At 66.3% G+C, this 13,271-nt stretch carries 11 protein-coding genes and 1 pseudogene; 6 read left to right on the top strand and 6 right to left on the bottom strand.

Annotated elements, in window-relative coordinates; all coding sequences use genetic code 11:
* A pseudogene (locus tag QZY67_RS02135) lies at positions 1-360 on the bottom strand (knotted carbamoyltransferase YgeW); the annotation flags it as partial.
* Between the two features lie 391 nt (positions 361-751).
* Between QZY67_RS02135 and QZY67_RS02130 the strand changes: the two are divergent.
* The 5 genes from QZY67_RS02130 (at position 752) to QZY67_RS02110 (ending at position 6,593) form a co-directional block, all read left to right on the top strand.
* Positions 752-1,384 (top strand): helix-turn-helix transcriptional regulator, encoded by a 633-nt coding sequence (locus QZY67_RS02130; protein ID WP_295368321.1) that lies wholly within the window; start codon positions 752-754, stop codon positions 1,382-1,384.
* A 35-nt stretch (positions 1,385-1,419) separates the two neighbouring features.
* Positions 1,420-2,889: a pyridoxal-phosphate dependent enzyme gene (locus QZY67_RS02125; RefSeq protein ID WP_295368320.1), complete on the top strand. Its 1,470-nt coding sequence runs from the start codon at positions 1,420-1,422 to the stop codon at positions 2,887-2,889.
* Between the two features lie 459 nt (positions 2,890-3,348).
* Positions 3,349-4,587: a threonine synthase gene (gene thrC, locus QZY67_RS02120; protein WP_295368324.1), complete on the top strand. Its 1,239-nt coding sequence runs from the start codon at positions 3,349-3,351 to the stop codon at positions 4,585-4,587.
* Between the two features lie 42 nt (positions 4,588-4,629).
* The gene (hydA, locus tag QZY67_RS02115) at positions 4,630-6,024 is read left to right on the top strand and encodes a dihydropyrimidinase (protein WP_295368319.1); all 1,395 of its coding nucleotides are present in this window, start codon (positions 4,630-4,632) and stop codon (positions 6,022-6,024) included.
* Complete coding sequence (locus tag QZY67_RS02110; protein WP_295368318.1) at positions 6,015-6,593, top strand: nucleotidyltransferase family protein; 579 nt, start codon at positions 6,015-6,017, stop codon at positions 6,591-6,593. The genes hydA and QZY67_RS02110 overlap by 10 nt, the downstream gene beginning before the upstream one ends.
* Before the next feature lie 77 nt (positions 6,594-6,670).
* Here the strand turns inward: QZY67_RS02110 and QZY67_RS02105 are convergent, their stop codons facing one another.
* The 5 genes from QZY67_RS02105 to yqeC all read right to left on the bottom strand — a co-directional run bounded on the left by QZY67_RS02105 (position 6,671) and on the right by yqeC (position 11,992).
* The gene (locus QZY67_RS02105; RefSeq protein WP_295368317.1) at positions 6,671-7,984 is read right to left on the bottom strand and encodes an alpha-amylase family glycosyl hydrolase; all 1,314 of its coding nucleotides are present in this window, start codon (positions 7,982-7,984) and stop codon (positions 6,671-6,673) included.
* 39 nt (positions 7,985-8,023) lie between these two features.
* On the bottom strand, positions 8,024-9,625 hold the full coding sequence (locus QZY67_RS02100) for a CAP domain-containing protein (RefSeq protein WP_295368316.1): 1,602 nt from the start codon (positions 9,623-9,625) through the stop codon (positions 8,024-8,026).
* Positions 9,626-9,647: 22 nt separating this feature from the next.
* On the bottom strand, positions 9,648-10,403 hold the full coding sequence (locus QZY67_RS02095) for an XdhC/CoxI family protein (protein ID WP_295368315.1): 756 nt from the start codon (positions 10,401-10,403) through the stop codon (positions 9,648-9,650).
* Complete coding sequence (gene yqeB, locus QZY67_RS02090) at positions 10,391-11,197, bottom strand: selenium-dependent molybdenum cofactor biosynthesis protein YqeB (protein ID WP_295368314.1); 807 nt, start codon at positions 11,195-11,197, stop codon at positions 10,391-10,393. The genes QZY67_RS02095 and yqeB overlap by 13 nt, the downstream gene beginning before the upstream one ends.
* A 72-nt stretch (positions 11,198-11,269) precedes the next feature.
* Complete coding sequence (yqeC, locus tag QZY67_RS02085) at positions 11,270-11,992, bottom strand: selenium cofactor biosynthesis protein YqeC (RefSeq protein WP_295368313.1); 723 nt, start codon at positions 11,990-11,992, stop codon at positions 11,270-11,272.
* 166 nt (positions 11,993-12,158) lie between these two features.
* Here yqeC and tadA point away from each other — a divergent pair, with 166 nt between their 5' ends.
* A complete protein-coding gene (gene tadA, locus QZY67_RS11910; protein WP_366448925.1) occupies positions 12,159-12,923 on the top strand; it encodes a tRNA adenosine(34) deaminase TadA in 765 nt (254 codons plus the stop codon).
* Positions 12,924-13,271: the final 348 nt, after the last annotated feature.

Here is a 13,271-nt window from a genome sequence, read left to right as displayed (position 1 = left end):
GATGACGTCGGCCATGAAGGAGATCATGTTGGCCGTCTCCCGGACGGTCTCGCCGTGGGCGATCTGGCTCTTGCCCTCGTCCAGGTCCTGGACCTCCAGGCCCAGCATGTTGCAGGCGGAGGCGAAGGAGAAGCGGGTTCGAGTGGAGTTGTCCCGGAACAATGAGATGGCCAGGCCCGAGTCGAAGAGGCGCGTGGAAATGTTCCGCTCCCGCAGGTCCCGCAGGGCGTCGGCCACCGCGAACACGCCCGCCAGCTCCTGGCCGGTCTTGTCCCAGGTGAGGAAGAAGTCCTTTCCGTACATGTTCTTCAGGTCCAGCGTCTCAAGCTCCCGGATAATTTCATCAAACTGTGCGCTCATGGCTTATATCCTCCTTGATTCGAAACGTTGCTGGAATAAGCATAGCATGTCCCCCGCCGGAATCAACCGGTATTTTGTGAACAATCTCACCCTCCCGCATCTTTTCAGGCGGACTGACTGTCTTTTGCTGTACAAAAGCACAGCAAACCCGGCTGTGCGCCCATTCGGCGGCACAGCCATAAAATTACCGCGCGGGCTGGGGACGGCCCGCATGCGCAAACCTCCATGCGCCATGGCTTTTGCCTGTTTTCGCGGTGCGGCGCTGCGCGCATGAAGTTTGTTTTCGCCTTGATTTCTTCTCCGGCTGTGATATGATGGAAGAAACAGACACGCCGGCCGGGATTTTTCCCTTTTTCCGGCGCCTATTTCCAAGAAAGGAGCCCCTTTCCCCATGCTCAGCGAAGAACGTCTCTCCCTCCTGCGGCAGATGGCCCACGGCCTGGCCGTCCAGTTCGGCCCGGCCTGCGAGGTGGTCATCCACGATCTGACCGACAGCCCGGAGCACACCGTGGTCCACATTGAAAACGGCCACGTATCCGGCCGCTCCCTGGGCAGCGGCCCGTCCCATGTGGTGCTGGAGTCCCTCCGGGGCGGGCAGCAGGAGGACCACCTGGCCTACCTGACCCGCACGCCCGACGGCAAGGTGCTCAAATCCTCCACGCTGTTTATCCGGGACCCCTCCGGCAAGCCGGAGGCTATTTTCTCCATCAATTACGACATCTCCGCCCTTCTCACCGTGGAGCAGGCCGTCCGGCCCCTGGTCACTCCCCGGGAGCCCTCCGCAAAGGAGCCCGAGCGCATCACCCGCAGCGTGTCCGACCTGCTGGACGACCTGCTGCGGGAGTCGGTGGAGCTGGTGGGCAAGCCGGTGGCCCTCATGGACCGGGAGGACAAAATCCGGGCCATCCGCTTCCTCAACGACGCCGGCGCCCTGCTCATCACCAAGTCGGGGGACAAGATCGCCGCCTTCTTCGGCATCTCCAAGTACACCCTGTACAGCTATCTGGACGGCAAAAACAGCTAGGCCGTCCCATTCAGAAATAAAAAGGAGGCACCGCCATGATTGACCTGACCATCCGCCCCGAGGCTCTGGAGCGCAACCTGCGCAACGCCCGGGAAAACGGCATCCTCATCCCCACCTTCCGGCAGATGAAGCACCCCGACTCCATCCCGGAGAAGGTAAAGGAGGGCCTCAGAACCGTGGGGCTGTGGGATGTAAATCCCCTGAACCTGTTCCGCATCACCTGGAAAAACGAGGCCAGGGAGTCCGGCGGCCTGTTCCGGCATGTGCCCAACTATGTGGAGCTGCCCCCCGCCCTCACCGGCGTGCCCTGCCGGATTGTGGCCATGGCGGGCAAGTGGTTCCCCACCGGTTGCCACAAGGTGGGCGCCTCCTTCGGCTGCCTGGTCCCCAGGCTGGTCACCGGCCAGTTCGACGTCACCCGCCACAAGGCGGTCTGGCCCTCCACCGGCAACTACTGCCGGGGCGGCGCCTTCAATTCCAAGCTGCTGGGCGCCCGGGGCGTGGCCATCCTGCCCGCCGGCATGAGCCGGGAGCGGTTTGACTGGCTGGCGTCCATCGGCGCGGAGGTCATCGCCACCCCCGGCTGCGAGAGCAACGTGAAGGAGATCTTTGACAAGACCAACGAGCTGCGACGGGACCCGGGGTGCATGATCTTCAACCAGTTTGAGGAGATGGGCAACCACCTGTGGCACTACCAGGTCACCGGCGAGGCCCTGTCCGCCCTGTTCGAGGGCGTCAAGCGGCCCGGGGACCGGCTCTCGGGGGCCTGCTTCACCAGCGGCAGCGCGGGCACCATCGGCTGCGGCGACTACCTCAAGGAGGTCTACCCCGGCATGAAGCTGGCGGTGGGCGAGGCCCTCCAGTGCCCCACCATCCTGCGCAACGGCTTCGGCGACCACCGCATCGAGGGCATCGGCGACAAGCACATCCCCTGGATTCACAATGTGAAAAACACCGACATGGTCATTGACATTGACGACGAGGACGCCCTGCGGCTGCTGCGGCTCTTTGCCGAGGAGGAGGGCCTGGCCTACCTGGCCGAAGAGGCCGGGGTGGACGCCGGGACCCTGGAGAAGCTGTCCTGGCTGGGCATCAGCGGCATCGCAAATGTGCTCTGCTGCGTGAAGATGGCCAGGTACTATGAGTTTACCGGGCGGGACGTGGTGGTCACCGTACTCACCGACTCGGCGGCCATGTACGGCTCCCGGGTGGCCGAGCTGGCGGCGGAGCACGGCCCCTACGACCGCCGCGCCGCCGCTCTGGACCACCGCCTCCACCTGCTGGGCCTCAGGACCGACGCCATGGCCGAGCTGAACTACTGCGACCGCAGGCGGGTCCACAACCTGAAGTACTACACCTGGGTGGAGCAGCAGGGCCGCACGGCGGCGGAGCTGGACGCCCTCTGGTACGGCGACGAGTGGGAGAAGGTCCACGCCCAGGTGGGCGAGCTGGACGCCCTCATTGACCAGTTCAACACCGCCTCCGGCGTGCTGGGTCAGCTGTGAGATAAATTGGCCTTCCCCTGGGGGAAGGTGCCCCTGAAAGGGGCGGATGAGGGGAAGGCTTTCAGTGCACACATAGCTTGCAGAGAAACGCCCTTCGGGGAGGTCCTTTTCTCCGGCGAAAAGGACCCAAAAGCCGCCGGGGACACAGGGGCAGAGGGCCCTTTCAGGGCCAAATGCCCCCGTTTCCCCGGACCCCTTTCAGAGTACGTCCGGCGGCGGTGGGGTTCAATTACCCTCCGAACTTGAAAGCAGTTGCTCGCCGGTTCGGTGCCCTGCGTACCGTTCCCCTTCTACCCGAGCAGCGTTACCCTCCCAAACTTGTAAGTAGTTTCAATTCAATTACCTTTCTCAATGCCGCACGAAGGTTCTGCGCCGTGTTTTAGTTTCAGCCCGAACACTCTTTTCGCTCTTTTTCCCGTGGTTTCAACTCTTTTGCAGCCGAAAGGAGTAATTTTTATGATGAAAAACGTCCGCTGCGCCAAATGCGTCCGCTGCGGCAGGGAGTACGAGGCCGTGCCCGGCCTGACCACCTGCGCGTGCGGCGGAATTCTGGATATTGAGTACAATTACGACTACATCCGCTCGGTTTTCTCCCCAAACTCCCTGGCTGACTGCACCGACTGGTCCATGTGGCGGTACCGCCCGTTCCTGCCCGTGGAGCCGGATTCTCCCCCGCCGCCCCTGCGGGTGGGCTGGTCCCCCCTGTACCGGGCGGACCGGCTGGCGCAAGCAATTGGCCTTTACAGGCTTTTCCTCAAAGACGACGGCCTCAACCCCACCGCGTCCCTGAAGGACCGGGCCTCGGCCATGGCGGTGGTGAAGGCCCGGGAGGCGGGGGCGGACACCATCGCCTGCTCCTCCACCGGCAACGCGGCCTCCTCCCTGGCGGGCAACGCGGCTGCGGCGGGTCTGAAGAGCTACATCTTTGTGCCCGCCCGGGCCCCCAGGGGCAAGGTGGCCCAGCTGCAGATCTTCGGGGCCACTGTCATCAGTGTGGACGGCAGCTATGAGGACACCTTCTCCCTGTCCAAAGCGGCCATTGACCGCTGGGGCTGGTACAACCGCAACGCCGCCATCAACCCCTACCTGTCCGAGGGCAAAAAGACGGTGACGCTGGAGATCATGGAGCAGCTCCGCTGGCAGGCGCCCGACTATGTGGCATTGTCCGTGGGGGACGGCTGCACCATCGCCGGGGCGTGGAAGGGCCTGAAGGACCTGTACGCCGCCGGGTTCATCGACCGCCTGCCCAAACTCATCTCGGTCCAGGCCGAGGGCTGCTGCCCCCTGAACCGCGCCCTCCAGACCGGGGAGCCCTGGCGGCCCATGGAGGAGAACACCCTGGCCGACTCCATCGCCGTGGGCGTGCCCCGCAACGCGGACAAGGCCCTTGCCGCCGTGCGGGAGAGCGGCGGCGTGGCGGTCAACGTATCCGACGGAGAGATTCTCTCCGCCATGGGGCTCATGGGCCGCACCTGCGGCGTGTTCGGCGAGCCCGCCGGGGTGGCCGCCACGGCGGGGGTGAAGAAGGCGGTGGAGCTGGGGCTTATCGACCCGGCATCCACGGTTGTCAGCATCGTCACCGGCAACGGCCTGAAGGACGCGGCCAGCGGCATCAAAGCCGCCGGGGAGCCCATGGCGGTGAAGCCGGACATGGCCCAGCTGCTGTCCGCCTTTGCGGCGCGAAACATCCACCCATAACCCAGGAGACTGCCGCCCCCAGGGCGGAACGGAGGTTTTACTATGTCTGAGCATACATCCACCCTTATCCGGGGCGGCACACTCATCCTGCCCCAGGGCCCCGTGGCCGCCGACCTGCGGATGGACGGGGACAAAATCACCGCCATCGGCCCGAGCCTGCCCGCCGAGGGCTGCAAGGTGGTGGAGGCGGCGGGCAAGCTGGTGTTCCCCGGCTTTATCGACACCCACACCCACTTTGAGATGAACAAGGGCCTGCCCAACGAGACGGCGGACGACTGGGTCTCGGGCACCCGGGCGGCCCTGGCGGGGGGCACCACCTGCGTGCTGGACTTCGCCGAGCCGGAGCGGGGCTGCTCCCTCTCCTCCGCCCTGGAGACCTGGCACGGCCGGGCCGACGGCCGGGCCTCCTGCCACTATGGGTTCCACATGACCATCAAGGACTGGGACCCCCGCATCAAGGCCGAGCTGGCCGACATGACCGCCGCGGGTATTACCTCCTACAAGGTCTACCTGGCCTACGACAACCTGCGCATCACCGACGGCCAGGCCCTGGAGGTGGTGGAGGCGGTGGCCCGGGAGGGGGGCATCGTGGGCTGCCACTGCGAGAACGGCGACATGGTCACAGCGGGTATCCGGGCCCAGCGGGCGGCGGGACATCTGTCCCCGGAGGCCCACCCCCTGTCCCGTCCGCCGGTGGTGGAAGCCGAGGCGGTGAACCGGTGGCTGGCCCTGTCCGAGCTGGCGGGCTACCCTGTGAACGTGGTGCACCTGTCCACCCTGCGGGGTCTGGAGGTGGTCCGGGCCGCCCGTGAGCGGGGCCAGAAGTGCTATGTGGAGAGCTGCCCCCAGTACTTCCTGCTGCATGACGACAAATATCTGCTGCCCGGATTCGAAAGCGCCAAATTTGTCCTCTCCCCGCCCCTGCGGAAGGAGGAGGACAGCGCGGCTCTGTGGCAGGCCCTCTCCGCCGGGGAGATTGACACCATGGGCACCGACCACTGCTCCTTTGCCTTTGACGGCGTGAAAACCCTGGGCCGGGAGGACTTCTCCAAAATCCCCAACGGCATGCCCGGCGTGGAGCACCGCCCCGCCCTCATGTATACCGCCGGGGTGACAACCGGCCGCATCACCGCCGCCGACATGGCCCGGGTTTTGGCCGAGCAGCCCGCCAGGCTCTTCGGCATGTACCCCCGGAAAGGCGTGCTGGCGGTGGGCAGCGACGCCGACCTGGTCATCTGGGACCCGGAGGCCCGCTGGACCATCACCGCCGGGGCGCAGAACCAGAAGGTGGACTACACCCCCTACGAGGGCTTTGAGGCTGTGGGCCGGCCCGAGACCGTGTTCCTCTCCGGCCGGGTTGCGGCGGAGAACGGCAGGGTGGTGCTGGAGAATGCGGGACAGTTTGTCCACAGAGGGGGCGCCCAGCTGTGGAGATAAAAGTCGCCCTGGTGCTCATGGCCTCGGGGGCCGGGCGGCGGTTCGGGGCTAACAAGCTGCTCCGGACCGTGGACGGCCTGCCCCTGGTGCGCCGGGTGATGGCCGCCTGCCCGCCGGAGCTGTTCGCCCCCGCCCTGGTGGTGAGCCGCTACCCTGAAATTCTCTCCCTGGCGGAGGAGCTGGGGTACACCCCCGTGTTCAACGGCGGCGCGGAGGAGGGCATCTCGGCCACCGTCCGGCTGGGCGCCGCGGCGGCGGAGCAGGCCGGGGCGGACGGGGCCCTGTTCGCCGTGGCCGACCAGCCCTGGCTCACCCGGGCGAGCGTGGAGCGGGTGCTGGCCGCCTTTGCCGCCCGGCCCGACACCATCCCCGCCCTGAGCTGGCAGGGAAAAAAGGGCAATCCCTGTCTCTTTCCCAGTGAATTTTTCCCGGAGCTCTCCGCCCTCGCCGGGGACACCGGCGGCGGCGCGGTGATTAAGGCCCACCCGGACCGGCTGGTGCTGGTGGAGGCGGACAGCGCCGCCGAACTGCTGGACGTGGACACCCCCGCCGACCTGGCTCAGAACTGAACTTTTCAACATTTCTTCCTCTATATGTGGAAAAAGGGCCCCGGAGCCATTGCTCCGGGGCCCTTTTGTGTCTGTGTTCAGTTGTCCAGCCGCCAGAGGAAGGCGGTACGGGCAGGGAGAAGCTGGTTCTCGCCCAGGGTGAGCTTCTCGCCGGTCTCCAGGTCGGTGGCCGGGCCGGAATAGCCCCCCAGCCGGGCGGTGTAGTCGGCGTCGTCCAGGTTGACGGCGCAGAGCACCCGCTCGCCCTCGTACTGCCGCAGGAACACCAGCTGCCGGTTGGTGATGACCACGGTCTGGTAGCCGCCGCCGTTGAGGGCCTTGCTGCCCGCCCGGGCCCTGATAAGCCCGGCGATGCGGTCGGTGAGGTCGTTCCACTCCGGCTTCTCCAGGGCGGGACGGAGGGCGCTGTCGTCCCCCCTGCCCTTGGCCCCCTGGATGCCCCACTCGCTGCCGTAGTACAGGCAGGGCACGCCGGGCATGGCGAAGAGGACGGCGTAGCACAGGGGCATATCGTCGCTGCGGTGCAGGTTGCTGGCCAGCCGGTTTACGTCGTGGTTGTCCGCGAAGGAGAACAGGTGGCAGCCCCGGTAGAGGGTGTACTGTCCGTCAGAGAACAGCCGGTTCAGGGAGTGGTTGATCTCAAACAGGTTCTTGTCGTTGAAGCTGGACCACAGGCCCTTGAAGCACTCGTAATTGGTGCAGGAGTGGAGCAGGCCGTCCCCCATGATGCGGCGGTAGTCGCCGCCCAGAATCTCGCCGTAGAGGAAGAAGTCGGGCTTGAGGCTGTCGCAGAAGGAGCGGATGGACCGCAGGAAGTCCTGGGACAGCAGGTAGGCCACGTCCAGACGCAGGCCGTCCACGCCGAACTCCTCCACCCACTTGCGGATGCAGGAGAACAGATAGTCCACCACCTGGGGGTTGGACAGGTTCAGCTTCACCAGCTCATAGTGTCCCTCCCAGCCCTCATACCAGAGGCCGTCGTTGTAGTTGCTGTTGCCCCCGAAGTTGATGTGGAACCAGTCCTTGTAGGGGCTGCCCTCCCGATTGCGCAGCACGTCCTGGAAGGCCCAGAACCCACGGCCCACGTGGTGGAACACGCCGTCCAGCACCACCTTTATGCCCCGGCGGTGCAGGTCGTCGCACACGTCCCTGAAGTCCTGGTTGGTGCCCAGGCGGCAGTCCACGGTGAGGAAATCCCGGGTGTCGTACCCGTGCCGGTCGGACTGGAACACCGGGTTGAATACCACGGCCCCCACGCCCAGCTTTTCCAGGTGGTCCCCCCAGTCCAGCACACGCCGGATGCGGGGAACGGTGACGCCGTCGTTCTCCCCGGGCGCGCCGCACATGCCCAGGGGGTAGATCTGATAAAAGGTCCGCTCATATGCCCACATTTGCCTGGTTTCCTCCTCTGAGGTCTGAATTTTGGGAACTTAGAACAGCTTGACGGTATAGGTGACGGTCTCGGTGCCGCCGCTCCTGAGCCGCAGGCCGGCAATCTCCACGGTGAGCACCGTCAGCGGCTCCAGGGATACCTGGGAGGGGGTGAAGAGGATGGCCGGGCCGCTGCCGTAGCCCCCGGTCTCCACGGTGACCTGGCTGGTGTCCTGGTCTATGGGGGGCAGCCAGACGGCCCCCACCTGGGGGAGCAGACGGCCGTAGGCGGAGGCGCTCTCCCCAAGGACGCAGCGGCCCCCGTGGTTGTCGGTGACGGTGACGGTCAGGCTGCTGCCGCTCACATCGTACTTGTCCGGGTCGGGGGTGCAGCTCCACACCGTACTGCTGCCCACCAGCCCCGCGGGGAACACCCCCTCCGAGGGCCAGGTCACCAGGTCGTGCCCGGCGGCGTCTGTGGAGCCGCCTGTCACCACGGTGGTGACGCTCCCCTCCACGTAGCCCATGCCGATGGTGGTCAGGCTGGGGTTGAGCAGCCAGCGGCGGTGGCCCAGGGTGCTCTCCCCCGCGTCGTCCGCGCAGGACAGGGTGAACTCCCACAGGTTCCGGTAGCCCTGGCCGATGTTGCTGGTGGAGGTGGCCTGGTACCCCTTCTGATACAGGGCGTTTGGCATGCCGGCGGGCCGGCTGGGGGTGTGGCTGAACTCCCCCGCCGCCAGCAGCAGGGCCCCGGTCTGGGCCAGGTCGTTTTTCTCAGGGTTGAGGGCCACCGGGCTGAGCCCGGCGATGGCCCGGACGTAGTTGACGGCGTTGAGGCCGTCCTGGAGGAAGGCGCCGTTCAGCGCGCCGGGAATAAACTCCTCCACCGAGGGCGTCTGGGCGTAGGGCTCGCCGGGATTGCCGAAGGCAGCCCGCAGCTCATTGAGCCGGGCAATTTTCTCCCGCTCGGCCTGGGTGAAGAGGGTCTCCGCCAGCTCTGCCTGCCCGGCGTCCATGGCCCGGACCGCCAGCATGGCGGCCTGCTCCAGGGTGGTGTAGGCGGACAGCTGCCAGCCCTCCCCGGAGCCCTGCATCAGCCCGGAGCCGATCAGGTTCTCCACCCCCTCCACGGCCCAGTCCGGCACGGTCCCCTCGGCGCCGGAGGCGATGCGCTCGGCCACGCCGGGCACCGTCTGAGGCAGCGCCACGCCGCACACGTCCATGACCCGGCTGAGCAGGACGCAGATCTCCATGCGGGTGATGGTGCGCTCCGGAGCGAACGCCGTGTCCGACACGCCGTTCATCAGCCCCAGCCGCCAGGCCGCGGCGCTGTATACGCCGTCGGTACCCTCGGTCAGGTCGGTGAAGGGGGTGCCCTGCCAGTCGTCATACTTCAGCTGTCCCACCGGGCAGCCCAGGGTTCTGGCCAGCTGGACTGCCAGCGCCGCGAACTCCCCCCGGGTGATGTTTTCCTGATACCCGGAGTGGGGGTTAAAATCCAGCAGTCCCGCCTCTCTGGCCCGCTCCACCTCGGCGGCGGCCCAGGAGGAGGGCTGACTGCTCCCCGCGGCCAGGGCCCCGGGCGCCTGGGCCAGGCTCAGGGTCAGGCTCAGGGCAAGGGCCCCGGCCGCAATGCGCGTTCCAATCTTTCCCCGTCTCATCGCTGATACTCCCCTTTCTCTCTCAGCGGCGGAGGGCGAACTCCACCTCAATGACGCCGCCGCACACCATGCCCAGGTCGGCGGCGTTGGGAGACAGGTCGTAGACCTGCCGGGCGGGGATGTCCTCCCCGTTCCACAGCTTCAGGGCGTCCTGCCGGGCCTTGTGCTCCGCCGCGCCGCCGCCCACGGTACCCAGAATGGACCCGTCGGGCCGCACCAGCATCCAGGCGCCCGTCCCTCTGGGGGCGGAGCCGCGCTTGCTGACAATGGTCACCAGCACGCCGGGCTCCTGCTCGGGGGGCGGCGGGGGCATGGAGCCGATTCTGGCCCGCTCGGCCACCAGCTCGGCGGCGATGGACACCGCCACCTCCGCCGGACTCTGGCCCCCCAGCTTGATGCCGATGGGGGCGTGGACCCCGTCCAGCTGCGCCTGGGGGAAGCCCTCGGCAAGCAGGCTCTTCATCACCGCCGCCACCTTGCCCCTGCTGCCGATCATGCCCGCGTAGGCGTATTTGCCCCGGAGCACGTGGGCCAGGCAGTCCCGGTCAAAGGCGTGGCCCCGGGTGACAATGACGTAGTAGTCGTCGGCACGGCTGCCCAGCTGGTCCAGCGCCTCTTCAAAGCCCATGCACAGCACCTGGCCCGCCATGGGAAACCGCTCCTTGTTGGCAAATTCCTCCCGGTCGTCGATGACGGTGATGTCAAAGTCCAGGATGGAGGCCATGTGGGCCAGAGCCAGCGACACGTGGCCGCCGCCGCAGATGATCAGTCGTTCCATAGTCCCTTCTCCTTTCCGAAGTAGAGCAGTCCCTCCAGCACGCCGCCGCCGATGGCCCGGGCCTTGTCGGAGACCGTAAAGCAGTGGCGCACCTCGCAGCGGGGGTCGATGTCCCCCGACTTCATGCCCTTGCATACCTTCAGCCCGGCGGGGAGCATGCCCCGCACCACGCCGGTGATGAGGGCGTACACCGGCTGTCCGTCCACTCTGGCCACCAGGTCGCCCTTCTGCACCTGGTCGCCGATGGCGGCCACAGGCTCAAAGGTGCCGTCGGCACAGGCCCGGATGATGCGCTCGGTGGTATATCCGCCGATGTCGCCCGGCACGCCGGTGTTGGGCACGGCGGAGCCGTCGGTGATAAGGCGGCCCAGGTCGTGGCCCCGCTGGGTCTCAATGACGCCGTGGCAGTCCACGCCGGCGGTGAAGCCGGGTCCCAGGGCCAGCACCACAGGGGCGTCATGGATGGTGGTACCCACGTTCTTCTTGGCCAGGATGGCGTCCACCACGGCGAAGAAGTCCAGTTCCTTGAGAATTTTGGCCTCCGGGTCGTTGAGAACCGGGATTTCCCCCTTCTCCAGGGCGGCCAGGGCCTCCACGCCGCTGTACACCCGCCGGGCGGTGATGCCCTCCACAACGCAGGTGCCGTCGTACATGCACTGGCAGAAGGACACCGTGCGCCGCACAGCCGTGGGCTGCTCGATGTCGGTCATCACCAGGGGGAAGCCCGCCCGGTGCAGCCGCACCGCCGTGCCGGTGGCCAGGTCGCCGGCTCCCTTAATCAAAATCCGTTTCACTGTCTGTCCACTCCTTTTTCCGCCGCCGGAGCACCGGGGCGCGGTTTTATTTCACTATGGTGCGTACAGCCCTCACCGGAACCAGCTCAGGCCGCCCTGCTCCTCCTCGGAGTAGGCGGTGATGGCGGAGGAAATCCCCTGCGCCGCCAGCAGGGCGGCGATCTCCTCCGCGCCCCGGAGGCGCTCCGGGGTGTCCGCCTTGTTGAGCACGCAGCGGAAGGCCACGGCCTCCCCCACGCCCTTCCTGCCCCCCTGGGGGCTGGAGAGAATGGCCGCCGCGTCGGCAGGGGCAATCACGCGGTCCATATCGCACCCCAGCAGGGCGCACACCCGCTCGGGCCGGTGGCAGATGTCCCCCACCGTCCGGCCCAGGCAGTCCATGCCCGCCAGGGCCAGCACCGCGGCGGCCTGGGGCGGAATCACCGGCTCGTGGTCCGCCGGCGCCTTCAGGGGCCGCACCCGGGCCCCGTCGGCCTCGGCCAGCACAATGTCCGCCGCCGCAGCGCAGGCGGCCACGTCGCCGCCGGTCATCTTGTCCTTCCGGTCCAGCCGGCCCACGGTGAGGATGCCGTGCTTGTTCAGCAGGGCCCTCAGGGCCGCCGGGTCGCTCTCTCCGGTCATAAACAGGCCGGGATGGGGCAGGATATGGGTGGTGGTGGTCACAATCACCGTCTTTCCCGCCTCCCGGGCCTCCCGGGCCAGGGCGTACATGGTGGTGGTCTTGCCGCCGCCGCCCACCAGGGCGATGACCCGGTGGCGGTCCATGTCCAGCCCCAGCTTATCCCAAAGTCTCATAAGCTCCGTCTGTCTCCTTCCGGCCCGGCAGGCGTCCCGCCGGGCATGCTGTGTCTTACACAGCATAGCACAGATCCGCCGGATTTTCCACAGCTATCCCTTGCGCGGTATGGAGAAAATAGATAAAATGAAGTATTGAGGCACAGTTTGAGAGGAGCGCGGACAAATGGACCACGAGGGATATATGCGCCAGGCCCTGGACCTGGCCCGGGAGGCCATGGCGGCCGGCGAGGTGCCGGTGGGCTGCGTGGTGGTATGGGAGGGCCGGGTGGTGGGCCGGGGCCGCAACCGCCGGGAGGAGGACAAGGACGCCCTGGCCCACGCCGAGCTGATGGCCATCCATGAGGCCAACCGGACTCTGGGGGGCTGGCGGCTCCACAAAGCCGACCTGTATGTGACCCTGGAGCCCTGCGCCATGTGCGCCGGAGGCATTGTGAACGCCCGGATTCCCAGGGTGTGGTACGGCGCGGTGGACAGCCGGTTCGGGGCCTGCGGCTCCGCCCTGGACGTGTTCGCCGCCCCCCTGAACCACCGCCCCCAGGTCACCGGCGGCATTCTGGCCCAGGAGAGCGGGGCGCTGATGCAGGAGTTCTTCCAGCGCCTGCGGGAGAAGCGGAAAAAGCCCGCCTGCTGCGCAGCAGTGAAAGGAGAATTTAATATGGAATTTCAGTACGAGGACAACCGGATTTTTCTCCCCGACGGAACGGGAGGCGTGCTGGCGGAGATCACCTTTCCCGCCGGGGCGGACGGGGTGTGCGTCATCGACCACACCTTTGTGGACGGCAGCCTGCGTGGCCAGGGTGTGGCCGGGAAGCTGATGGAGGCGGCGGTGGCCGCCCTGCGGCAGAGCGGCCGTCAGGCCCGGACCGCCTGCTCCTACGCGGCCCTCTGGCGGGACAAGCACCCCGAGGCCGCCGACGTGCTCCTCTGACCGGCGGGGGAAGAACGTCTCCCCGGCAGGCAAGATTTGATTCTTTTGTAACAATTCCACCTTATATTCTTAATATTCTGTTGGTAACATAATACCAGCAAGAGACAGCGATTTCTTTTCATTTTATCCTCCTATCCTTTTTCATGCCGGGCCGCGGAATTCCGCGGCCCGGCCCCCTTTTTCCCGCTTTGTTCCAGATGTCCCGCCTCATTACATGGAATTTACATAAAATCGAGAATATTTAATGCTCTTGTAACATTCTCCTCTTTCTCTGTTAACAACTGCCGGGTATTATAATACCTGCAAGAGACAGTTTCTTTTCATTTCATTGTATCCTCTTTCCTTCGG

The organism is uncultured Pseudoflavonifractor sp., assembly GCA_904419835.1.
Taxonomy (GTDB): Bacteria; Bacillota; Clostridia; order Oscillospirales; family Oscillospiraceae; genus Pseudoflavonifractor.
Note: the sequence above shows the minus strand (reverse complement) of the source record. Positions and strands in the feature narration are given on the sequence as shown.

Bases quoted from the DNA above. Each gene is read 5' to 3' on its own strand.
- QZY67_RS02095 (WP_295368315.1), bottom strand. From the start codon at position 10,403: ATGGAACGACTGATCATCTGCGGCGGCGGCCACGTGTCGCTGGCTCTG.
- QZY67_RS02105 (WP_295368317.1), bottom strand. From the start codon at position 7,984: ATGTGGGCATATGAGCGGACCTTTTATCAGATCTACCCCCTGGGCATG.
- thrC (WP_295368324.1), top strand. From the start codon at position 3,349: ATGAAAAACGTCCGCTGCGCCAAATGCGTCCGCTGCGGCAGGGAGTAC.
- yqeC (WP_295368313.1), bottom strand. From the start codon at position 11,992: ATGAGACTTTGGGATAAGCTGGGGCTGGACATGGACCGCCACCGGGTC.
- QZY67_RS02100 (WP_295368316.1), bottom strand. From the start codon at position 9,625: ATGAGACGGGGAAAGATTGGAACGCGCATTGCGGCCGGGGCCCTTGCC.
- QZY67_RS02125 (WP_295368320.1), top strand. From the start codon at position 1,420: ATGATTGACCTGACCATCCGCCCCGAGGCTCTGGAGCGCAACCTGCGC.
- hydA (WP_295368319.1), top strand. From the start codon at position 4,630: ATGTCTGAGCATACATCCACCCTTATCCGGGGCGGCACACTCATCCTG.
- QZY67_RS02130 (WP_295368321.1), top strand. From the start codon at position 752: ATGCTCAGCGAAGAACGTCTCTCCCTCCTGCGGCAGATGGCCCACGGC.
- tadA (WP_366448925.1), top strand. From the start codon at position 12,159: ATGGACCACGAGGGATATATGCGCCAGGCCCTGGACCTGGCCCGGGAG.